This is a genomic window from Novosphingobium pentaromativorans US6-1 (assembly GCF_000767465.1).
In the GTDB taxonomy this organism is placed as follows: domain Bacteria; phylum Pseudomonadota; class Alphaproteobacteria; order Sphingomonadales; family Sphingomonadaceae; genus Novosphingobium; species Novosphingobium pentaromativorans.
This window is the reverse complement of sequence record NZ_CP009291.1, coordinates 3,347,937-3,369,890: the sequence shown is the minus strand read 5'-3', so window position 1 is coordinate 3,369,890 and position 21,954 is coordinate 3,347,937. Positions and strand designations below refer to the sequence as shown.

Annotated in this window: 22 protein-coding genes; 16 read left to right on the top strand and 6 right to left on the bottom strand. The window is 61.7% G+C overall.

What is annotated here, in order from left to right:
• Positions 1 to 22: 22 nt before the first annotated feature.
• From JI59_RS15750 to JI59_RS15710, 9 genes are read left to right on the top strand one after another with little or no spacing between them, the layout of a single operon-like run.
• Positions 23 to 466, top strand: coding sequence for a Bbp16 family capsid cement protein (locus tag JI59_RS15750; RefSeq protein WP_007011681.1), 444 nt, complete (start codon positions 23 to 25; stop codon positions 464 to 466).
• Complete coding sequence (locus JI59_RS15745; RefSeq protein ID WP_007011682.1) at positions 466 to 681, top strand: hypothetical protein; 216 nt, start codon at positions 466 to 468, stop codon at positions 679 to 681. The genes JI59_RS15750 and JI59_RS15745 overlap by 1 nt, the downstream gene beginning before the upstream one ends.
• Before the next feature lie 50 nt (positions 682 to 731).
• Positions 732 to 2,144 carry a hypothetical protein gene (locus JI59_RS15740; RefSeq protein WP_007011683.1) on the top strand — a complete coding sequence of 471 codons (1,413 nt, stop codon included), beginning with the start codon at positions 732 to 734 and terminating at the stop codon, positions 2,142 to 2,144.
• A 41-nt stretch (positions 2,145 to 2,185) separates the two neighbouring features.
• Positions 2,186 to 2,824, top strand: coding sequence for a phage connector family protein (locus JI59_RS15735; protein WP_007011684.1), 639 nt, complete (start codon positions 2,186 to 2,188; stop codon positions 2,822 to 2,824).
• A complete protein-coding gene (locus JI59_RS15730) occupies positions 2,821 to 3,462 on the top strand; it encodes a hypothetical protein (RefSeq protein WP_007011685.1) in 642 nt (213 codons plus the stop codon). Before JI59_RS15735 ends, JI59_RS15730 begins: the two co-directional genes overlap by 4 nt.
• Positions 3,462 to 5,273: a phage tail protein gene (locus tag JI59_RS15725; RefSeq protein ID WP_038576326.1), complete on the top strand. Its 1,812-nt coding sequence runs from the start codon at positions 3,462 to 3,464 to the stop codon at positions 5,271 to 5,273. The genes JI59_RS15730 and JI59_RS15725 overlap by 1 nt, the downstream gene beginning before the upstream one ends.
• Before the next feature lie 40 nt (positions 5,274 to 5,313).
• A complete protein-coding gene (locus tag JI59_RS15720; RefSeq protein ID WP_239000569.1) occupies positions 5,314 to 5,727 on the top strand; it encodes a hypothetical protein in 414 nt (137 codons plus the stop codon).
• Positions 5,727 to 6,272, top strand: coding sequence for a virion core protein, T7 gp14 family (locus tag JI59_RS15715; protein WP_038576324.1), 546 nt, complete (start codon positions 5,727 to 5,729; stop codon positions 6,270 to 6,272). Before JI59_RS15720 ends, JI59_RS15715 begins: the two co-directional genes overlap by 1 nt.
• 1 nt (position 6,273) lies before the next feature.
• Positions 6,274 to 8,355 carry a lytic transglycosylase domain-containing protein gene (locus tag JI59_RS15710; protein WP_007011689.1) on the top strand — a complete coding sequence of 694 codons (2,082 nt, stop codon included), beginning with the start codon at positions 6,274 to 6,276 and terminating at the stop codon, positions 8,353 to 8,355.
• Here the strand turns inward: JI59_RS15710 and JI59_RS26795 are convergent.
• Entirely contained in the window at positions 8,352 to 8,693 is a 342-nt protein-coding gene (locus tag JI59_RS26795) for a hypothetical protein (RefSeq protein WP_203226067.1), read from the bottom strand. The genes JI59_RS15710 and JI59_RS26795 overlap by 4 nt on opposite strands.
• Positions 8,694 to 8,829: 136 nt before the next feature.
• On the opposite strand from JI59_RS26795, the gene JI59_RS15705 reads away from it, so the two are divergent.
• The 7 genes from JI59_RS15705 to JI59_RS27405 all read left to right on the top strand — a co-directional run bounded on the left by JI59_RS15705 (position 8,830) and on the right by JI59_RS27405 (position 18,983).
• Positions 8,830 to 15,105, top strand: a complete 6,276-nt coding sequence (locus JI59_RS15705; RefSeq protein WP_038576321.1) for a hypothetical protein — start codon at positions 8,830 to 8,832, stop codon at positions 15,103 to 15,105.
• Between the two features lie 59 nt (positions 15,106 to 15,164).
• Complete coding sequence (locus tag JI59_RS15700) at positions 15,165 to 16,730, top strand: hypothetical protein (protein WP_007011692.1); 1,566 nt, start codon at positions 15,165 to 15,167, stop codon at positions 16,728 to 16,730.
• Positions 16,731 to 16,846: 116 nt separating this feature from the next.
• Positions 16,847 to 17,239, top strand: a complete 393-nt coding sequence (locus tag JI59_RS15695) for a hypothetical protein (protein ID WP_007011268.1) — start codon at positions 16,847 to 16,849, stop codon at positions 17,237 to 17,239.
• Positions 17,239 to 17,889 carry an N-acetylmuramidase domain-containing protein gene (locus tag JI59_RS15690; protein WP_007011694.1) on the top strand — a complete coding sequence of 217 codons (651 nt, stop codon included), beginning with the start codon at positions 17,239 to 17,241 and terminating at the stop codon, positions 17,887 to 17,889. The genes JI59_RS15695 and JI59_RS15690 overlap by 1 nt, the downstream gene beginning before the upstream one ends.
• Positions 17,886 to 18,269 carry a hypothetical protein gene (locus tag JI59_RS15685; protein WP_007011695.1) on the top strand — a complete coding sequence of 128 codons (384 nt, stop codon included), beginning with the start codon at positions 17,886 to 17,888 and terminating at the stop codon, positions 18,267 to 18,269. Before JI59_RS15690 ends, JI59_RS15685 begins: the two co-directional genes overlap by 4 nt.
• The gene (locus tag JI59_RS15680) at positions 18,266 to 18,670 is read left to right on the top strand and encodes a hypothetical protein (protein WP_007011696.1); all 405 of its coding nucleotides are present in this window, start codon (positions 18,266 to 18,268) and stop codon (positions 18,668 to 18,670) included. The genes JI59_RS15685 and JI59_RS15680 overlap by 4 nt, the downstream gene beginning before the upstream one ends.
• Before the next feature lie 145 nt (positions 18,671 to 18,815).
• A complete protein-coding gene (locus JI59_RS27405; RefSeq protein ID WP_007011697.1) occupies positions 18,816 to 18,983 on the top strand; it encodes a hypothetical protein in 168 nt (55 codons plus the stop codon).
• A gap of 8 nt (positions 18,984 to 18,991) precedes the next feature.
• Here the strand turns inward: JI59_RS27405 and JI59_RS15675 are convergent, their stop codons facing one another.
• The 5 genes from JI59_RS15675 to JI59_RS25685 form a co-directional block, all read right to left on the bottom strand.
• Entirely contained in the window at positions 18,992 to 19,258 is a 267-nt protein-coding gene (locus JI59_RS15675) for a hypothetical protein (protein WP_138921275.1), read from the bottom strand.
• A gap of 343 nt (positions 19,259 to 19,601) precedes the next feature.
• Entirely contained in the window at positions 19,602 to 19,853 is a 252-nt protein-coding gene (locus JI59_RS15670) for a hypothetical protein (RefSeq protein WP_007011699.1), read from the bottom strand.
• Complete coding sequence (locus tag JI59_RS15665) at positions 19,843 to 20,166, bottom strand: hypothetical protein (RefSeq protein ID WP_039857058.1); 324 nt, start codon at positions 20,164 to 20,166, stop codon at positions 19,843 to 19,845. The genes JI59_RS15670 and JI59_RS15665 overlap by 11 nt, the downstream gene beginning before the upstream one ends.
• Positions 20,163 to 20,342, bottom strand: coding sequence for a hypothetical protein (locus JI59_RS15660; protein WP_038576316.1), 180 nt, complete (start codon positions 20,340 to 20,342; stop codon positions 20,163 to 20,165). Before JI59_RS15660 ends, JI59_RS15665 begins: the two co-directional genes overlap by 4 nt.
• The gene (locus JI59_RS25685; RefSeq protein WP_007011702.1) at positions 20,342 to 21,817 is read right to left on the bottom strand and encodes a DHH family phosphoesterase; all 1,476 of its coding nucleotides are present in this window, start codon (positions 21,815 to 21,817) and stop codon (positions 20,342 to 20,344) included. The genes JI59_RS15660 and JI59_RS25685 overlap by 1 nt, the downstream gene beginning before the upstream one ends.
• Positions 21,818 to 21,954: the final 137 nt, after the last annotated feature.

Sequence of the window (21,954 nt, the reverse complement as noted above, 5' to 3'; positions counted from 1 at the left end):
GGCCTGAGAAGGAGGATTACTCATGATCTTCGATAACAGCCTTCTGCTCAGCGATGATCAGGCGATCACGGCCGATGCCGCGTCGACCAACGTCATCGATCTGGGCGCAACCGGCACCCCGTATGGCAGCAGCGTTGCCCTGACCCGCGACATCGGGATCGGCGGCGGCGTTCCGCTGCAGGTCAGCGTGACCGAGGCGTTCAACAACCTCACCTCGCTGCAGGTCCAGGTCCAGACGTCGCCCGATAACTCGACCTGGACCACCATCCAGGGCGGCAAGGTCGTCGCTGCTGCCGATCTCGTCGCAGGCTATCAGTTCGATGTGCCCTACGAGTTCCCCGAGGGAACCAAGGCGCGCTACGTTCGCCTGTATTACGACGTCACCGGCACCGCTCCGACCACCGGCAAGATCACTGCCGGCCCGGTCATGGCGCGCCAGACCAACAACTCCTACGGGGGTGCGTAATGGGCACCGTAACCTACACCGCGAGCGAGCCGGTTTACGTGTCGACCGAAGGTCGCATGGTCTACAAGGGCCAGAAGTTCACTGTGCCCGACACCGTCGCACCGGGCAGCACCTGGCTCGACGAAGACGGCAATCCGATCGAAGAGAAGAAAAAGCGCGGGGGTCGCACCGCCTCCACCGCTTCTTCTTCCGACGATAAGTCGGCCGAAGGCTGACGGGGGCTGGCCCCGGGCGAAACCTCTCCCGCCCGGGGCCAATTCGCTACATGCAACAGCGCCAGAGCAACCCTCTCAACAGATCGCGCATCCCCTTGCGGGGCGTCCAGGTTTATCCGGACAGGCCAAGGGCTTCTCAGACAGACTTCGACGCACTTGCAGCCGCAGTCAGCGACCTGACGACAGATGATGTCGCTGAAGGCGTCACGAACCTCTACTTCACACAGAGCCGCGCCCGCACTTCGCTGAGCGCCGACACCACGCTCTCGTATGATAACGTAACCGGCATAATCTCTGCCGGCGCTGTACTCTCCGCATATGCAGGCGGGGCCACGCCTAGCGCCTTCACGCTTTCCATAGTGAACAGTGCAAGCGGTGCGACCTGGCGCGCCGCGCTCGGCGTCGGCACTGGCGGAACGCTGGACTACGACAATGACAGTACCCTCGCCGCGAACAGTTCGGCGCTGTTGCCGACGCAGGCGGCGGTCAAGGCGTATATCGATGCGAAAGTCGTTGGCCTGCTCGAATACATCGGCGGCATCGATGCTTCGGCCGATCCTGATTATCCGGCCGGGCTGAAAGGCGATTCCTACGCCATTACCGCATCCGGCAAGATCGGCGGCGGGTCTGGCAAGCCTGTCGATGTGGGTGACTTCCTGATCTGCTCAGCTGACAATGCAGGCGGGACCGAGGCCAGCGTCGGCGCGAACTGGTATGTGCTCGAGCATAACCTGCAAGGTGCGCTGCTTTCCGCGAGCAATCTGTCCGACGTGGTCGACCCGGCGACAGCGCGCAGCAACCTCGGCCTGACGATCGGGACAAATGTCCAGGCTTGGGATGCAGATCTCGATGCTCTCTCGGCACTGAGCGGCACGAACACGATCTACTATCGTTCCGGCGCAGGTGCGTGGTCGGCGGTCTCGATGGGCTCCGATCTTTCCTTTAGTGGGGGGACACTGAGCCTGGCCGCAGGGACTGGCTCCGGTTCTCTTGCGCGTGCAACGCGGCCTCAGTTCACCGATACTATCGGCGTCGGCACAGCTCCCAGCGCGTCCGGATCCGGAGTTTCATTTCCTGCCACGCAATCGCCCAGCACCGATCCCAACACGCTGGATGATTATGAGGAGGGTACGTGGACGCCCACGGTTACGGCTGGGTCTGGATCGATATCGTCGTATTCCGCAACTGGCACATACACGAAGATCGGCCGGATGGTGTTCTGCTCGGTAACGATCACCATCACTGCGAACGGGACCGGGGCAGTCAGCGTGAAGTTCACCCTTCCCTTCAGCATTGCCGGTGGGGATTATGTCGGGCACGGGCGTGAGAACGCGATCAGCGGCGCGGGACTGCAAGTATTGGGACCCGCCGGTGAAAGCGGCGCCACCGTGTTTACATATGCCAACGGCTATCCGGCGACAGATGGCTCTGTGATCATTGCCTCGCTGGCATATAGCGTCTGACTGCGATTCAATGGCGTTGCATTGGTAGATAGGTGTGCCGCATGGCTAGCCTTATCCAGCTGTGCAACCGGGCTCTCGCCAATGTCGCGAAGGGCCAGATCCAGAGCCTCAACGAGGATACGCTCGAATCGCGCGAGTGCGTGCGCTTCGCGCAGCCCCTGCTCGACGAGATGATCAGCTGGTCCGACAACATTCCACTCGGTCGCCGCCGCGTCGTGCTGGCCGAGGTGGCCAATGATCGCCCGGCGGAATGGCTATATGCCTATGCGGTCCCGAACGACATGGAGACACCCCTTGGTATTCGCCGGGTCGAGGATGATGCGACCGACCTGCCGGAAGGCGGGCCCTTCAATTTTCCGCTCCAGGCCGGTTACCCGCTGCGCTTCGTGTTCGAAGGCGACAAGATCTACACGAACGTCGAGACGGCCACGCTGATCTACACGGCGTCGACCGTTACCGCGTCCGAACTCGGCGCGCTGATGCAAAAGGCATTCGTAGATGAACTGGCTGTCCGCATCGCCACGCCCCTCAGTAAAGAACCGAAGATCACCGAGTCCCTGATCAGGGTGGCGGAGCTGTCGCGGGCTCGGGCCCTTGCTCATGAGGAAAACCGGATGGGTCAGCGGCAGACCTCCTACGTCTCGGAAGCTGAGCTCGCCCGCATGGGGATCATGCGGTGAGCAACTTCCGCGCCGCACAACCGAATTTCAGCAAGGGCGAACTCGCCCCGCACCTGCATGGCCGCTTCGATGTCGATGCGTACCAATCGGCGGTGCGCCGCGCCCGAAATGTCATGGTGCTAAAGTACGGCGGCATGTCCAAGCGCCCTGGCACGCACCTTGTCGCAGAGGTGCTCGACTACAGTGCGCCCAATCGCCTGCTACCGTTCCAGTTCTCGCTCACGCAGACCTATGCGCTGGAAATGGGCCAGGGGTATATGAGCCCTTGCGCGAACGGCGGCCGGCTGATCGAGGACGAGCTCGCAATTACCGCTATCACCAACGCGGCCAATGCCCAGATCACGGCAGCGTACCACGGATACTCGGCTGGCAATCGCGTTTATCTGACAGGCATTGCTGGCGAGATCGGCGAACTGCTCAATGGCCGTGTGTGGACGGTCGTCTCATCGATCGACACCGACAACTTCACGATTGATGCGGATACAACAGGGTTGGATGCATTCACGTCCGCAACCGGCGGCATCACGCGCACCTCTGCGCCCGATCCCGATCCGGTCGCGCCGACCGTCCCCGATCCCGTCCCCGATCCTGATCCTCCGGTTATCATCCCCGGCGGCGGCTGGTACTGGTTCTACTGATGGGTGTCGCCCGTATTTATCAGGTGGGCTCGCCCTACAACGGCGTGGAGCTGGCGGATCTCGATTTCGAGCAGACCGCAGACACGATGTATCTCGCCCACATCGACCATTCACCGGGCAAGTTGATCCGCGAAGGGCACACGTCCTGGCAATTTGTAGACGTGACGTTCGGGCCGTCCCTGGCTGCTCCGACGGGCTGCAATGCGACGAGCACGACGCCCAATATCGATGATCCGAACGACGGCGAGAACTACTTCCCGCAGCCCGCTACCTATTGCGTTACTGCGATCGATGCTGACGGGCTGGAGAGCCGCGCCTCGAACGAGGACACCGTCACCAATGACCTGACGCTCAAGCGCAACTACAACACGATCACCTGGTCGGCGGTGACCGGTGCGGACCGATACAAGGTGTACAAGGCGGAGAACTCGCAGTTCTTCGGCTACATTGGTACCACTGACGGCCTGACCTTCCGCGACGACAACATCGGCCCGGCGCTCGATCAGGCGCCGCCGGAAGCCTACAATCCGTTCGGCGACACAGCCGATGACTACCCCTCGACCGTCACCCTGTTCGAGCAGCGCGGCTTGTGGGCGCGCACGCGCAACGTACCCAACGGCGTCTGGGGCACCCGCTCGGCGGAGCTCGAGAACATGGATCGATCCCAGCCTCTGCGCGAAGACGATAGCCTTTCATTCACGATCGTCGCCGGACGCGTGAACTCGATCAATCAGCTAGTGTCGACGACCGGCCTCCTCGCGCTTTCGTCCGATTCCATCTTCACGGTGGACGGAGACGGCCAGGGCGGAATCCTTGTCGGGAACTCGCCACCGTCGATCAAGCGCCAGATTGGCCGGGGATCATCGCGTGTTGGTTCGATCGTCGTCGACAACGTGATCTTCTACATCCCGTCGGTCGGATCGTCGGTGCGCAGCATCTTCTACTCGTTCGACGTGGACGGACAGAAGTCGAATGACGTGTCGATCTTCTCGCCGCACTTCTTCGAAGAGTTCCACATTGTCAGCTGGTGCTACGCGCAGGAACCCCGCTCGCTGATCTGGGCCTGCCGGTCTGACGGCAAGTTGCTGTGCTTCACCTGGGAGCAAGAGCAGAACGTCTGGGGTTGGACCTTGTGCGAGACGGATGGCGCCTTCCTCGACTGCATCGCGATCTCCGAAGGCGGTGAGGACCGCGTCTACTTCATCGTCGAGCGCGAAGTCGGCGGAGTGACCAAGCGGTTCGTGGAGCGGCTGGCGCCGCACTTGTGGAGCGATGTGTCCGACTGCGTCTATCTGGACTGCGCAGTTTCGGCCGAGTTCGACGAGCCGCAATCGAGCTTCTCGGGCCTGTGGCATCTCGAGGGGCGCACCGATGTCGCCGGGCTGGTCGATGGCGTCGCCGTTTACGACCTTACTGTCACCAACGGCAGTGTCACCCTCCCATCGATCAAGCCGACGGCGAGCAAGGTTACGTTCGGCATTCCCTATACGGCAGACATCGAACCGCTGCCGGTGCGGATCAACATCCCGAATAAAGGATTCAACGTAGGGCGCCGCCAGCAGGTGGGCGATGTGGTCCTCACGCTCCGCGACAGTCGGTCCGTCAAGGCAGGTTCAGACGCGAACAACCTGTTCCTCGTCAAGAACCGGACCAGTGAGGCTTATGGTGCGCCCGACGACCTCATGACGGGTGACTACGTGGTAGGCATGGCGAACAAGGCCAGCGATGAGATCACGTGCTGGATCCGCTCCGACGCGCCATTGCCGATGACTGTCCTTGGCGTCTCGCGCGACATCGTCATCAATGGATAGTCGCGTCGCCGTCGTCCCGGCTGAGTTTCGCCACATCAACATGATCGCCAATCGTCTGCGCGAGGTCGACCGCGAGGAATGCGCGGCAATGGGCCGAACCGCAAAGCAGGCGATGCGGCTGGGGCTTGCTACCAGCGGCAAGGCTTGGACAGCGCTCGTCGATGGAAAACCGGAGGCGATGTTCGGTGTTGTCGTCGAGGACCTGATCAACGGGCTCGGCACGCCGTGGTTTCTGGGCACGGATGAGGTCTACCGGCATGGCCGGGAGCTGTTGATGTGGGGACCGGGCTTCGTCTCACGGCTGGGCGATTCATTGCAGCGCCTCGGCAATCTAGTTTCCTCCCGTAATCGACAAGCCATCCGGCTGCTTCAGTGCTGGGGTTTCACCGTCGAGGAGGACGAGATCATGATCCGCGGTGTGGCGTTTCGCCGTTTCAGCAAGGTAATATCCTGATGTGCGGTCCTGCAGCCCTTCCCCTTGTGGCGGCCGGCATGGCGGCGGCCAGCGCAGGCGTGGGCGCGTTGGCCGCCAATGCCCAGGCGCGCTTCAAGGCGAAGATCGCCGAGCGCAATGCCGACATGGAACGCGAGGCGGGCCAGCAGGAGCTGGAGAACACGCGGCAGGCGGCACTCGATCACTACCGCAAGGTAGGACAACTCAAGGGCGCGCAGCGCGCGCGGGCGGCCGCTGCCGGGGTTGGCGTCGACTTCGGCACCGCAGCGGGCGTCGTCGACGACACCGAGATGCTCGCCCGCGAGGACGTGGGGCGGATTTACAAGCAAGGTGCCCAGAACCTGCGCGGTCATGACATTGCTGCCTCGAACTACGAGGGTGAGGCCTCGGCATCGCGACAGGCCGGGACAGCGGCATTGATCAAGGGTGGCCTCGACATGGGTTCCTCGCTGCTTTCTGGGGCCAAACAGTACAAAGACCTGAAGGGTCCTGCTGGATCGGGGGCTAAGAACATGGGCACGGCCTACAGCTTCGGGAACGGCTGACATGCCAAGGGTTCCAACTTATCAGCCCGGCCAGGTCGGCCCGGTCCAGACCACGCGCGAACGCTTTCAGGCACCGTCGGGCCCCGGTGCGGCTGGCATCATTGCCGAGGGCCTTGCCGGTCTCTCGAAGCTGGCCGACACGCAGGACAAGATCAACCTCGAGAATGACGAGACGCAATCCCGGCTGGCGCTTGCCAACGCGCGCGTTGAATATTCTTCTGCGCTCGATCGCTACAAGGCCACGAAACTCGGCGCCGCGCGCGCCGGGCAACCAGAATTCGACAAGGGCCTCGACGAGATCCGCAAGTCCACGCTCAATTCCGCGACATCGCCGCGCATGCGCCAGATGATCGAGCAGGGATTGATCGAGCTGGACGGCTCTGCCCGGTCCATCGGGGCAAGCCATGCCTTCGCGGAAAGCCGCGCCGAGACCTCGGCCAGCTTCAAGGTCGAGCAGGACTCGCTGATCGATTCCGCCGTGTCCTCCGACAATCCTGCCTTCCGCGATCAGGCTGGCCTCAAGCTACGCGACAGCGTGCGCCGACAGCTGCAGTTCGACGGCTTCGACGAAGAGGCCATGCCTGATGCCTATGCCGTCGCCGAGAAGGCTGCGATGTCGAGAATGCATGGCGGCGTCCTCGACCGCATGTTCGCCTCACTCGATCCGGACCTCGTCGAGGTCGCTCACTACGTTAAGGCGTACCGAGACGAGATGACCGGCGCGCTCTACGCCAAGACGATGGCGCGCATGCAGGGACCGATGCAGGACCGCGTTGCCAGCGCCGATGCCGATTACTTCATGGGCCTCACGCCCCAACCGGCGGCCATTACTGATGCCGGCGGCACCCCTACCGCAGATCGACTGAACGCGATAACGGTTCAATCTGAGAGCGGCGGAAACCCGGATGCGGTAAGTCCGGTTGGCGCGCGCGGGCTGATGCAGGTCATGCCAGCGACGGCGAAAGATCCCGGCTTCGGTATTCGCCCGTCGAATGGAACGCCCGCCGATGATGTACGGGTCGGGCAGGAATACCGCGCTGTTATGGAAAAGCGCTATGGCGGCGACCTCGCCAAAATGTGGGCGGCATACAATTGGGGACCTGGCAATCTCGACGATGCTATCGATGCTTATGGCGCCGACTGGCTGGTTCATGCCCCCAAGGAGACGCGAGACTACGTCGCGAAGAATGTTTCCGCTCTCGGCGCCCAGGCTACGGCCTACGCACCAGCTGCGCGCGATTGGTCGGCAACGCGCCAGACAGCCTACAAAGCAATCGATGCTGCGGTTGATCGCGGGGAAATCTCCCCGGAACGCGCCCAGCGTGCGCGGGAGGAAATCGACAGGCGCGTCAAGACTGATGATGGACTTCTGGCTGATCAGAGGAAGGCCGCCGACGAATCTGCCACGACGATCCTTGCAAACTCGGGCGACACCTTCCGCACATCGATGATCCCGCGCGATACCTGGAACGCGCTCGGACCGGATCAGCAAATCCAGTTCCAGAACATCGAGAAGCAGCTCAAGAAGTCGGAAGCTCCGCCTGCCAATAGCGAGACCGTCGTTGCGCTGCATCGCATGGCGGCTGGCGGCCGTGTCGATCAGGCCAAGTTCGCAGGGCTCAACCTCGCCAAGTACAAGCCGTTCATGACGGCTGGTGAGTTCGACGAGCTGGCAACAGCGCAGATCAAGGCGCAGCAGGACCTGAACAACCCGAAGGCGCTGGATCTTCGCAGCAACATCGACAGTGCGATCACACGCGCGAAGAAGTGGTCGGGCATCGACGTCGACAAGGATCCGACCGAGGCCTTCCGTATTCGTCGTTACATGGAGCAGCGCGCCGCCGAAGAATCCGGCCGGCGCGAAATGGGCGATGCCGACTTCGATCGCCTGTTCCGTGACGCGACCCGCACGGTCAAAACGACGAACGTCTTTGGCATCGGCGGAGAGAAGCGCTCGTCACAGATCCTCTCACCGAATTTCCGGGCCCAGATCGTCCGCAGCTTCCGCAAAGCCAACGGTCGCGATCCGAGCGACGACGAGATCGAGAAAGCCTGGGAGGCTATGGGCAAGCCTGGGGGCTAACGCCTCGGCTTGAGGCGTGATGAATATGTGCCACACCCGCCGATGTTGCCAGAATAATCGTAGTTATTGATGCGCTCTCTTTCGTCTACGAAGAGACGAATTGTGCATTCATATTCAGAAGTCTTCCAAGCCGTGGTGCTTGCTGTCCCGCTATATGGTGTAGTGCCAACGGTACCTTGGTAATTTGTTGTCTGCGGGGTTGGCATCGTCATGCTGTACGCATTGCTCCAAATATAAACCTTCTGACCCGCTAATACACCTTCACTGTTTGGCATGCCCATCTTGGCAAAAGCGGCTTCAATCGGCTGACCTTGTAGTGCGTCCAGCCCTTTGTCCATGTTACTGAATGTTGTGCAGCCAGAAAGTGTTGCAACCAACCCAAGCGCCGCCAACGAAATCCTTATCATCTCTAGCCCCTCTGCGATTCAAAGCTTTAGATGCCGCCCGTAGGGTCCGCTCGTCAAGCGAGGACCTATGCCGACGCCATTCCCCGAACTGGAAACCTATCTTCCCGGGGCGCGCCAGCCCCGAAAGCCATCGACGTCAAACGCGCCGAGCACTTGGCTCGATCGCGAGATGGAGCGCCAGCGTGATGACCAGATCCGTGATGGACTGCTTTCCGCCCCTGCTCCCGATGCCGTAGCGCGAACCGAGAAGATCGCCCGCGATACCGGCTCCAGCATTCTTGATGTCCAGGGCAATGAAGACGCAGCCGAGCGCGGCCTTCAGGTCCGCAAGATGGTCGACATAGCAAGCCAATATCCCGCCGTCGGGAAATGGGCAGCGAAAAATCCGCGCGGCGCGGCTATGGCAGTCGACGACCATGAAAGCCTCGGCGTGCTTGGTCAGGCGTGGGATTTTATCAGCAAGGTACCGTCGCGCGTCTTCCATTCAGGTCTTCCTCTGGCTGGGCAAGGCGTTGCAGCGACGTGGAACCGCATTGTCGACATAAACGAACTCGCGCAGTCTCCGATCAATGCGGGGATGTCCGGCCTTGCTCAAGCGACTGGCTGGTCAATTCTTGATCCTGAAGGCGCGTTGAATACTTCGGTGCGACAGCGGCAGGCCATTAGTGATGCATGGGGTGATCGGGCTGAAGCTGGAAGAAATCGGGTCCGCGGCGCGACCGGTATCACAGAAGGGCTGCTCCAAGGCGTCGACAGTATTCCACTGACCGCCATCGCCCTCGCGACCAGGAACCCTGAACTGGGCTCCACCGCCATCGGCGTGATGACTGGGTCGACAGCATACGAATCGGCAAAGGCTAAAGGACTCTCGACTGCATCAGCCATTCCCTATGCGTTCGCCCAAGGTACAACCGAGGCGCTCACCGAGAAGATCCCGATCGGTATCCTCGGTGAGATGATCACACGCAAGATGCCGTGGGGAAAGGCATTTCTGCGAGAGCTTGGTCAGGAAATGACCGGCGAACAAATCGCTACCTTCACGCAAGATCTTACAGATTGGGCCTATCTACCCGAGAACCGCGACAAGACCTTCGGCGATTTCCTTTTAGAGCGCCCTGAAGCCGCTGGTCAGACTGCATTGGCTGTCCTTGGCGGAAGTGGAACGACCTCGTTGGTCATTGGTGCTGCGCAGCGCGCCACCGATGCGACCGCTTCTGTCGCAGGCCGGGCCAGCGAGGCGCGACGCGCCCGCGCCGAACGCACCGCCCTGGATGAGATGGCAAAGGGCGCTGAGGCATCCAAGCTCAAGCAGCGCGATCCAGAGGCGTTCCGCACCCTGATGCGCGAGCATGCCGAGGAAGCAGGGGCAACTTCCGTCTTCATCCCGGGCGAAGCAATCCGGTCCTTCAACCAGTCCGAAGGGTATGATCCGGCCAGCGATCCGTTTGCCGGCTCCGACGCTCAGGAAGCGGCTGCCACCGGCGGCGATGTCGTGATGCCGATCGAAGACTTCCTGACCGACGTCGTCGGCACGCCCGCGTGGGAGGCAATCAAGGATGACGTGCGCCTGTCGCAGGGCGGCATGTCTTTTCGCGAAGCCCAGACCTTCGATGATGCAATGGCCGAGGTCATGAGCCGGGCAGCCGATGAAATGGCTGCGAGCGAGCGCGCCGACCGGACCGCACGGTCTACGCGCGACCAGCTCGTCGACCGCGTTGCCGCCATGTTCGGCGAAGGGTACACCGCGCCAGTCGCGCGCCAGTATGCCGAGATCGCGGTGCAGCGCGCCCAGACACGCGCCCAGCGGCTGGGAATGGAGCTGTCACCACAGGACTTCGACAACTTCGCTGTGCGGCAAGTTCTGCCTGAAGGTGTTGCGCAGGCAGTGGCGGCCGACCGGCTGGATCTGGTCATCAATGCGCTGCGCGAAGGACGGCCGGTCGAATATGGTGTGGGTCCGTCGCTGCTTGAATTCATAGCCCAGCGTGGCGGAGTCAACGACGTCGGCGGCGACCTCGCCTCGATGGGCGTACCTGCAAAGTTCCTTCGCGAGTACGATCCGCGCCAGGTGGAGATGGCCGGCGGTGTCTCCGGCAATGGTGATTTCGGCATCGATAATACCCTTCTTGCCGCGATCGAGGCCGGGTACTTCCCGGATCTGGCAAACATCCAGAACGAACAGGGCCCGTCGACGCTCGACACACAGCGCCTGCTCGACGCCATTGCCGGGGAGATCGCGGGCCAACCTGTCTATGCCGAGACCCGGACCGATGATGTCCGAGCCTCTGCGGAGGATTTGCGCCAGATGCTCGAGGACGCCGGCTACTCGCCGTCGGACATGACTGACCAGGACATTCGCGACGCGGTGGAACGGCTGGCGCAGGAGGTCGACATTGTCGGTCGGTCCTACGAGCAGGGAAATAAGAAAGGAGGCGTAGCCGATACGACGACAGACACTACCGGCTCTATGGGTGAAGGTGACACAGCTCGCTCCACCGACGCCTCGGAGCAAGCTGTAGCGCGGAAGATTGAAAAATTCAATCAGGAGACGCGCGGCCGCGTGATCTTCGACGAGAACAAGCGTGTCATCGAGCTGTTCAAGGGCCGAGATCTGTCGACGCCTATCCACGAGCTGGGACACGTTTGGCTTGAGGAACTTGCTGCCGATGCTGCGCTGCCCAGTGCGCCCGAGCAACTTCGAACCGATTGGGCCGCGGTGCAGTCGTGGTTCGCACACTCAGGCCACGCCATCGCCGAAGACGGCACGATCCCGGTCGAGGCGCATGAACTGTTCGCGCGTGGCATCGAGCGGTACTTCATGGAGGGCAAGGCGCCGACAAACGCCCTCACCCGCATCTTCGAGAACGTCCGTCAGTGGATGCTATCAATCTATCGCTCGGTGTCCGCCCTCCGTTCCGAGATCAGTCCGGAGATCCGCGAGGTTTTCGACCGCATGATCGCCAGCGACGAGGAAATCGCCGCAGCACGTGAGCGCCAGGGCATCGACGCCCTGTTCAAGCAGGCTGCCGACGCTGGAATGAGCAAGGCCGAATTCGCCGCCTACCAGGCAAAGGCCGAGGACGCGAACGCAGCCGCTCACGCCAAGCTGCTCGAGCGCGTGATGTCAACCATCCGCCGGCGCGAGACGGAGCGGTACCGTGAGGCCCGCCGCGGGGTTCGCGAAGAGGAAGCCGCCCGCATCGAGGCGAGCCCGCTGTTCCGGGCCCTGGCTGCTATGGACCCAAAGAAGGACGGCAACCGCATCAGCAAGGAATGGCTCGTCGACCGCATGGGGCTCGACGCCCTCGACCTGCTGCCGCGCCGCGTGCCGCCGCTCTACATCGAGGGTGGGGTGAACCCTGAGAGCATCGCCGAGATGGCGGGCTATTCGTCCGCAACCGAAATGATCGAAGCCCTGATCGGTGCCGAGCGCACTCATAGGCAAGCCAAGGAAGGAGGTGATCAGCGGTCGATGCGGGTTCGTGCGATCGAAACCGCAACCGATAACGAAATGGCCCGGCGTTACGGCGATCCACTCAACGACGGATCGATCGAGCGCGAGGCCATGGAGGCGGTGCAGTCGGAGCAGCTCGGCGAGGTCATCTCCTCCGAGATCCGGGCGCTAGGCCGGAAGACCGGGCGCGGCCCCCTGCCCTACCAGATCGCGCGCGACTGGGCGCGCGGCAAGGTGCGGTCGGGCAAGTGGATCGATGTCGCTTCGCCCGGCGCGCTGGTGCGCCATGCTCGGAATGCTGCGAAGGCTGGTAAGGCTGCCGAGGCCGCATTGATTGCCGGGGACCATGCCGAGGCCTACCGGCAAAAGCAGTTCCAGATGCTCAACAACGCACTTGCTGCCGAGGCTTATGTCGCCGCTGACGAAGTCGAGACGGCGCGCAAGCGCATGGAGAAGATTGCCGAGGCCAAGACGCGCAAGGCGATCGACCAGGACTATCTCGAGCAGGCGCAGATGCTTCTCGAGGCGGTCGACCTCAAGCGCCGGTCGCAGATCTACGAGAAGCGCAAGGGCAGCTTTGCCGCATGGGCTGCGGCCCGAGAGGCCGAAGGCTTCGATGTTGTCGTGCCGGAAACCTTCGAGGCCACCATCGGCCTGACAAACTGGAGCAAGATGCCGGTAGAGGACATCCTCATGCTCGACGAGGCGGTCAAGCAGATCATGCATCTGGGCCGTCGAAAGCAGATGTTGATCGACGGACAGGAAGAACGCCTCTGGGAAGAGATAGAGAAGGAAGCAGTGGCGAGCGCCGAGAATCTGCGCGGCAAGCCTCCTGCCGACCTGGCCGATCCGCGCCTGTGGGAGAGTATCGGCCGCGGCATAGCCGGCATCGACGCCACACTTCTCAAGATGGAGACGGTGTTCGACTGGCTCGACGACGGAAACCCGAATGGGGTTTTCAATCGCATCGCGTTCCGCCCGATTGCCAGGGCCCAGGCGCGCGAAGCGGATATGCTCAAGGACTACCTCAGCCGGATCAAGGCGCATTTCGAGGAGGTCCCGCCGGAGGTTGCGGCGCGCTGGCAGGACCGCATGGTCCTCCCCTTCATCGATGTCGAGACCGGGCGGAACATGGTGCTCAACCGGCAGCAGCTTGTCGCCATGGCCTTGAACGTCGGCAACGAGGGCAACCTTCAGCGCCTCGCCGACGGCTATCGCCTCAACGGGGGCGCCCTCGTTGGCTACCTCGACCAGACGTTGACCAAGGAAGAGTGGCAATTCGTCCAGAACGTATGGGACACGTTCGACTCGCTGTGGCCGGAGAGCTCCGCAATGGAGAAGCGCGTTAATGGCGTGGCCCAAGGCAAGGTTCGCGCACGCAAGTTCGACACCAGCACCAACGGCCAGATGCGCGGCGGGTACTATCCGGCAGTGTATAATACGTCGCGCAACTACAAGGCGCAGGAGAACGCAGGCAAGGAAAGCGACCTTCTGGATTCACGATATTCGAAATCAAACACTAATGCATCCTCATCGAAAGCTCGTAGCGAACAGGTAAAAATGCCGATCCTGCTCGACCTCGGCGTGATCAATCGGCACCTCGGCGAGGTGATCCACGACATCACGCATCGCGAGGCGGTAATCCAGGTGAACCGGTTCCTGACCAGCGAGCGTGTGCGCCGAGCTGTCGATGCTGCTCTTGGACAGGAGATCGGCAAGCAATTCCGCCCGTGGATCAAGTTCGTCGCCAATTCATGGGCCGTCGAGCGAGCTGGCAACGAGGGGATCGGCAAGTGGCTGGGTAGGCTTCGCGCAAACACGACAGCTGTTGGCATGGGTTTGCGGGCGACCACGATGGTATCCCAGATCGCGGGCTATTCAAACTCATTCGAAGTTGTCGGCGAAGCGGCCATGGTGAAGGCTATTGCGCAGTTTTACCGGGACATTCCGGGCCATGCGCGCGCGGTGATGGAGCGGTCCGACGAATTGCGTCACCGGATGAACACCATCGATCGCGACATCCGTACCGAAATCGCGCGACTTTCCCGTATTAACCCAGCCAACAAGGCTGCGGCAGCGGTCATTGATGGGAGAAAGTTCTTCTTCCACGGCATCGGCTACATGGATCTTGCCGTATCAATCCCGACTTGGATGGCAGGATACAGTAATGCGCTGGCGGCTGGGATGAGTGAGCAAGACGCCGCCTATGCAGCGGATAAGGCTGTGCGGCAGTCGCAGGGCGCTGGCGGCCCTAAAGATCTCGCGGCAATCCAGCGCGGGACAGGAAACTGGGGTGAAGCTCTCAAGCTCATGACCATGTTCTACAGCTTCTTCTCAGCGCAATATCAACGTGAGCGCACACTGGCGCGCGATGCGATGGGAGTAGATCGGCGCCGAAGGCGGAATGTTCCCAAGCTCGCTGCCCGAGCTTTTTTCCTGCTGGTGCTTCCTCCGTTGCTGACTGAGGTATTGCGCGCTGCAGTCGGGGCTCATGCGGGGCCCGACGATGATGAGTGGTGGACGCAATGGGTTGCGCGCAAACTACTTGCGAACGCAATCGGGCCGATCCCCGCTGTGCGTGATGTGTTTGAGCCAGCTTGGAATGCTGCGCGTGGCGCGCGCTACTATGCGCCTTCCATTTCTCCTGTTTCCCGCGCGCTCGAATCCTTTGTGAAGGCGGTCGGGTCTGTTGCCAAAGAGGCCAGCGGAGGAGATGCCCCACACGCAACAAAGGATGTTCTAGAAGCGGCTGGATATTTGACCGGCCTTGTGCCCGGGCAGGTGGCATCCGCGACGCAATTCCTGGTCGACGTCGGATATGGCGATACCAATCCGCAAGGTTTCAGTGATTGGCTCCAAGGCCTGTCGACCGGAAAGATCGACGACTAGGCGCGATTCAACGCGTGCACTGCCTCCCGTAATCCCTTGCCAACTAGGCGAGGCTTTTAATGGCAGTTTCTACAACCAACGCATTTTCGGGGCCTTATATCGCGAACGGCGTGACCACAGTGTTCCCGTTCACGTTCAAAGCCCCCACTGCCGCTGAAGTTGCCGTCCTGGTGCGCGACAGCGACGGAAGCGACGTTGATCCCGGCGACTATACGGTCAGCATCAACAGCGGCAGTGGTGGTTCTGTGTCGTTTTCTACCGCGCCGGCCGACGGTCTTTCGATCACACCATATCTCGCCGCGTTGTTCACTCAGGACCTGCAATTCGAAGACGGCTCCGCCTGGTTGGCTGAACCAGTCAACGAAGGTTATGATCGATCAGTCCTTCGCGACCAGGTTCTGAAGCGGGATATCGATCGCGGCTTCAAGGTACCGATGGGAGAGGAAGGCCCCTCCCTACCATCTGCATCGGCGCGCGCGAGCAAGTTCCCTGTTTTTGACGCGACCGGCGAGAATATCGTCATGTCGGAAGGCACTGGCGCCGATGCAGGATTGCGCGGTGACCTTGCTTCGACAGAGGGTGGAAAAGGGGCGGGTCTCGTCAACTTCACGCCATACGGCGTCACCTACACGACGGAAGGTAGCGAGCCCGTCGTTTTCAACGTGTATGACCTTGCCGAATCCGGCCGCCGCGCACGACAACGTATCGCTCCTTTCGATCGCGGCGCGCATATCGGCGAGCAGTTCTCCGGCCTTGGTATCGAATTCCGCCCAACAGGCTCGCTCTCCAACGGCCCTGCCCACGCCGATATCGGCTTCAATGTGTCGGTCATTAAGGACGGCACAAATGTAGGCGAGGTAGACGGGCTCAACGTGGTGGTTCGCCAAGCCGGTGCGGCATCCGATGCCTGCGCAATCCTGACTGACGTTGCCGGTTGGAACGGTGGGACCGGATTTTGGGGACAGCACGAAGGATCGACGAAGCATATCGACGGTGGCGGCACCACACTACTCGATATCCGCACGCAGATGGGCATCATCGATACGGTCAACAATTCGTCGTTTGGCTTTTTCGCTACGCCAGATACTGGGACGATTGGTTACGGTCTACTGTTCATCACTGAAGCCAGCGGCGGGCAATTCGACAACCATATCGCCGCGATAGTTGACGGGAGAACGGCCTTTCAGGTTGACGAAGAAGGTCGGACTTACGTCAATGCGGGCGACCTTGAAACGGGGCAGTACGCGCGCCAGGAGTGCTATCTTCTTGAAGCGGCAAGCGGGAACGCCCTCGCCGGACATATCGAGTTCAATCGCTATGCTGCCGGGTCTGACTGGACCTCCGCTGAATTCCGACTCCGTGGCAGCGTGGATGGCTCCGACGCAGCGGCAAGCTCGCCGTGGATGGCGTTTCGCGGACTGCCCGGTGGTACGTCTCAGATCACATTTGGATATGGCGTTGGCGCGTCTGCTTTTGATCGCGTGACGATCCCTATCGGCGGCGGCCTTCAAATTATTGATCTGCCGTCATTCTCTTATGCAGATGACACAGCTGCCGCCGCCGGGGGTATTCCGGTTGGTGGATTGTACCATACCTCCGGCGCAGTGAAGGTTCGCCTTTCATGAGCCACTTCGAGCGCCTGATTGCCTGCATCCGCTCGGGACAGATGAGCGAAGCGCAGATCTCCGAAGAACTGCGCAATCCTGTGTTTGCTTCATATTACAGGCAAAGGGCGTGAACGATGCCTGACCTTGCATCTCTTGCTTCGACAACGCTGCCGATGGGTGTCGGGCTTGGCGCCGGCGGTGTTCTTGCCATCGGCATCATGCGGGCGCTGGGCAGCGCCGCGCGGTGGATTATCGAATACTTCGGGGGACGAATGGACAAGAGGGCCGACCGGCTCGACGCAAGTACGGACAAGCTGATCAAAGGCCTCGAAGACAGGATCGATGCACTGACGAAGCGGCTCGACCACGTCGAGCAAGAGCTGTCCGAATGCAAGGAACAGCACGCCGTCGCCGAGGCTCGCAACAAGCACCTCGAGGCGATGATGCAGGGATACGGTGATGCCCGGCAGCGCATCGCGACCGAGCAAGCAGCTGAGGTCCTGTCGATTAGAGAGAGGTCAAAGTGATGGACGTTCGTGCCCTGCAGTCGAGACTTGGTGTTGTAGCCGATGGCATGTTCGGCCCTAAGAGCCGCGCCGCGCTGATCGCCCGCCTTACCAACATTGCCGCGCCGGCCGTGAACAGTGCGGATCTGATCAGCTTCGCATCCCGGCTCCACTGCTCCGGCAAGCAGCTCGCTGCCGTCGCCAAGGTCGAGAGCGCGGGCGGCGGATTCGACGATCGCGGACGGCCCAAGATACTGTTCGAGCGCCATCTGTTCCACAGACAGACCGGAGGCCGATGGTCGCCGTCATCCTTTAGCCAGGCTACGGGGGGCAGATATTCCGAGGACAGTTGGGGCAAACTCCTGCTCGCCTGCGCCAAAGACCCAGACGCGGCTTTTTCCTCGTGCTCGTGGGGCAAGTTCCAGGTGCTCGGCCTGCACTGGTCAAAGCTCGGCTATGAAAGCCCGTTCGCGCTGGCCGTGTCGACGGTGGAGAGCGAGACCGCGCACTATGATTTGCTCAGCCGGTACATCGAGGCCTTCGGTCTTGCCGACGAGTTGCGTGCCTTGAGCACCGATCCCGAGGACTGCCGCGCGTTCGCCCGTCGCTACAACGGCCCGGCCTACGAGCGGTTCGACTATCACAAGAAGCTGGCGAGTGCGATGCGATGACGGTCCGCGAGTTCCTGCACTGGCTCGGCCATCCGCTGCGGGCTGTCGTCTCCGCGTTGACCGTCCTCGTGAACCTGACGCGCCAGCAGATGCGTGCGCTGTTCTCGCTCGCCATGATCGGCGGCATGATCTCGCTGTCGGGGCAGAACTTCATCTACACCTACTTCGCCCGCCGAGCTGTTGCTCGGGGCGAGGCCTACCGCCCGCTCTTCGATCTGATCCAGGAGCAGATGCGGTTCAACTCCGCGCTCGTCGCATGGTTCGCCGTGATCCTTGGGTTGATCGTGTTCGGCGCCGACTGGCTACGCGCCAAGTGGGGCGACCGGGAGTTGCAGTTCGGCAAGGATGATCCCGCCTCTATCAAGGACGATGGAGAATGAACCCGATCCCCATCAGCTGGTGCCTCGGCGGTGCGGCCGCGGCTGCCCTCGTTGGCGCCTGGGGCGGTTGGACGGTCCGCGACTGGAAACGAGACAGCGAAGTCCTCGCTGGAATCGAGAAGGCGACCGAGCTCGTCAACGAGCAGCGCGCAACGATCGACGCTGCAGCGCAGGCCTATGAGCAGGAGCGAGAAGATGCACGAGTGCAGACCAACGTGCGCGAGAGCACGATCCGCGAGATCTATCACGACCGGCCGGTCCCTACCGATTGCGCTGTTGGCGACGATGTGCGCGGCGTGCTCAACGACGCCGTCCGTTCCGCCAATGCCAGAGCTGCAGGCGAACCTGCGCCAGGACTGCCCAGCACTGCCGCTGGGCCCGGTTCCGCTGATCGACCCTGAGCGATCGATCTGGGAGAACGCGCTCATCTCTCTTTACGGTGAGTGCGCCGGCCGTCATCATCGAACCGTCGAGGCATGGCCTTCAACTCACAGCAAGTGATGCTTAAATTGTGTCCATAGGGATCGGGCGCGATAGAGAGATACGATGAACAAGTCAGACCTTGACGACGAGATTGAGAAAATCACACATCCCAGCGAAGCTGAGATGGAAGTTGAGCGCGAAAAAGAAACGCACGAAATTCGATACAACCTGACGTTCGTGTTTATAGGGCTTGCCGTGGTCATTCTCATCGCCACCGCCCTGGTGCGGTGAGCCGCGGCCTAGTCAGGCTGTCTGACCTTCCCGGCCTGCTCAAGCATCATCTGAACGTGCGCCGGATTGCTGAGATCGTACTCAGGGATCTCGACGATATCCCGCATCGTGTCGGCGTGCTTGCGTAACCGGGTGATCATCTCGGGCATGATGTTGCGCAGTTCGATGAGCCCGATCTCGGCGCTGGTCGATTCCTTCACGCGATCAAACCGGCGCTGGGCTTCGTCGGCGATCTCGTCGTCGGACATGGTGGAGAATCGGGAGAGGTAGGTCATGCCCGCCTTCTATCCGTTCTCCTTACGTTCCGGTAGATACTCTTTTCGCACGCGCCGGATAGGTGTACAGTCACGAAGTCGAACGAGGTATCGCAGACCCTGCTCCTTTCGCTTCGGCCCAGTACCTGCACTTAGGCCCGGCATTGTCCGGGCCTTTTTTCATTGCCTCACGGATAGCTAACGATACCGCCGGCGGAGTTCGGGAGGTAGGCCTTACGACGCCACAGCGGCCTTGACTGTGTGAAAACTCCGGTTGTACCGGATAGCGCCTGCAGGTTGAACGGCGATGCGTTCGAGGCCTGCTGTGCTTGAGAAATCTACCCTTTATCAGATGGGGTTGCAACTATCCGGAAATGTTGGATGGTTCACTGCCCTGGCACACCGGACACACCCACCGCGCCGGGTGCCCTGCCCTCCTGATCAGCTTCCACCCTGCGGCCTTTGCGCGCTTCTCGACCGCATAGACCGCATCGCGGCTGGTAGCGGCCTCGCGCCGCGGCTTATCAGCATCGCTGCGCGCATAGGTGACGCACTGGCGCTTGCCAACCGGATCGCCCTTGCCGTCGTCGCAGCGGATCGTGACTTCATATCCCATGGGCCTGGGCCTCGATCGCCGCTGCGATAACCTCTGCTTCGATCATCGCGCCCTCTGCATAAGCCTTGCTGACCGAGACGCGCTTCAGGCCATTGCTGATAGCGGCCTTCCACTCGCCTGCCCTTTTGCGAGCCGCCTTCGCGCACGCTTCGCGCTCGGCCTTTTCGGATGCAAGTCGATGCCGGGCGAGAACCTGCATTCCGGTAGTCTCGTCCCACTCGCCCGCGAGCACGGCCTCCCGGTCCCGAGGAGGTAGGTTGCTCCATGCGAGATAGGCCTGGTGGTCCGCCTCAGTCACTTTAAGCATCGTCATTCGGCCAGGTCCTTGTAGCTACGAGCCAGGCCATCGAGCAGCTTCGCCCATTCGTACTGGTCGGTGTAATCGAACGTATCTGCGTTCGCGCTGTCACGAAGCTCGGTTGCGAGCGCCACCATCTCGGAAAAGGTCAACTTCCTGATCGCCGCAAAGACGGCCATTGCGTTTTCCATCACTGCTCTCCCAAGCCAGCACGGCATATCTGGTCCCGCGGGTTGTCCTGCCCACAGGCCTTGCAGCGCAGCGTGTGCAGTTCGCCGTTACCGGCCTTCAGTTCTGGCGGGCAGTCAGGCTCACCGGGTCGCCAGTACCTATGCTTCGGCGGGTTCTCGAGCATTTCGCGCAGCCGGTCGTTCTCAGCCCGCAGCGCCCGCATCTCTGCATAGAGGTCGCGATCCTCCGCTGGAACGACGGCGCGCTCGAAATCCCAAGCGCGGATGTCGCGGTCTAGATCGCGGAAGTGGTCGGCGTGGTTGCTGCTGCCGAAATAGACACGGTCGCCCTCGTCCTCAAGTTCGTCCATGAAGACCAGGCCATCGCGCACGCGCTCAAGCATCTTCGCCTGATAGACGAGATCGGCGCCCTGCTGCGCGACCTTGGCTGCCAAAGCCTCGCACACTTGGTTTAAGGTCTTACCCTCCCGGAACCCCGCCGCGTTGCGGTGCCCTCCCCCGCCCATGCTCTTGGCAACCTCGCTGACGTCGGTGCGGTCGTCGTGGCTGCGCAGTGACCAGGTGACGGACTTCTCGCCGCTCACCGATATCGCGGCGAATGGTGCGGCTGGATGCTGGTCCAGGAGGTAGTGCCCGACGGCCGACACGAGCGAGTAAGGGCACTCGACGGCAATCACGCCCTCGACGCCCGCCACGGTCCGCAGATGGGCGCGTGCGGCGATCTCCTGCACGAGCTGATCCTTCCAGCGCAGGATGGCGCGGCCGCGCTCGATGGGCCCGTCTCCCGCAGTGAGCTGGCCGTCCAGCACCTCCATGCGTTCGACCGTCATGTCGCCCGCCTGGATCTCGACGTGCAGCGCCTCGGCCGGGGAGTGCGTGCCCGGCACGAATCGCCACAAGTCATACTGCTCAGCGAGCTGGACGAGGAGCGGTGTGAACGTGAAGTGGCTGGCGAAATCCCACGCCATGCGCGCGCCGCTCCGGTTCATGTCGAAGAGTGCGAGGATTGGCGGGTATCCTCCGATCTGCAGGTCGTTGATCATCGATGCAGCAACGGCGGGTGTAAACCGCTCCGGGCGATCAGCGAAGACCTGGAAGGGGGCAAGGGCGGCTTGCGCCGTCTTGTGATGGTCGAGGATCACGATCGACTGCGCTCCTGCTTCGATCATGGCCCGCAGCTCATCGGCTGGAAACGAGAAGTCGACGATCAGGACATTGCAGCCCATGGCCTCGGCGTAAGGCGGCGTGTGGCCATAGTTGCAGGCGATGTAGGCGGGGCGATTTCCCCAGCGGCGCCAGCAAGCCCAGGCCGCAACGATTCCGTCCGCGCACTTGTCGTGGTATATGATCAGGTCAGGAGCCCACGGGGCGGCTGGATCGCCCGTGGTCAGCAAATGGTCAGCAGCTCGCGCTTTGTTCGCGCTTGAATCATGATCTGTTCCGGAACTGGCTGACGAGATTTGGCCGTTTTCCATGTCTTAACACCCTTCACACGGGTGGGGTCACAGGTTCAATCCCTGTCGCGCCCACCATCCATTGGATGGTTTCTCGGACAGATCCCGAACTTCCGCGATTGATCGCAATCAATGCGCCGCATGCACGAACCGGCGCA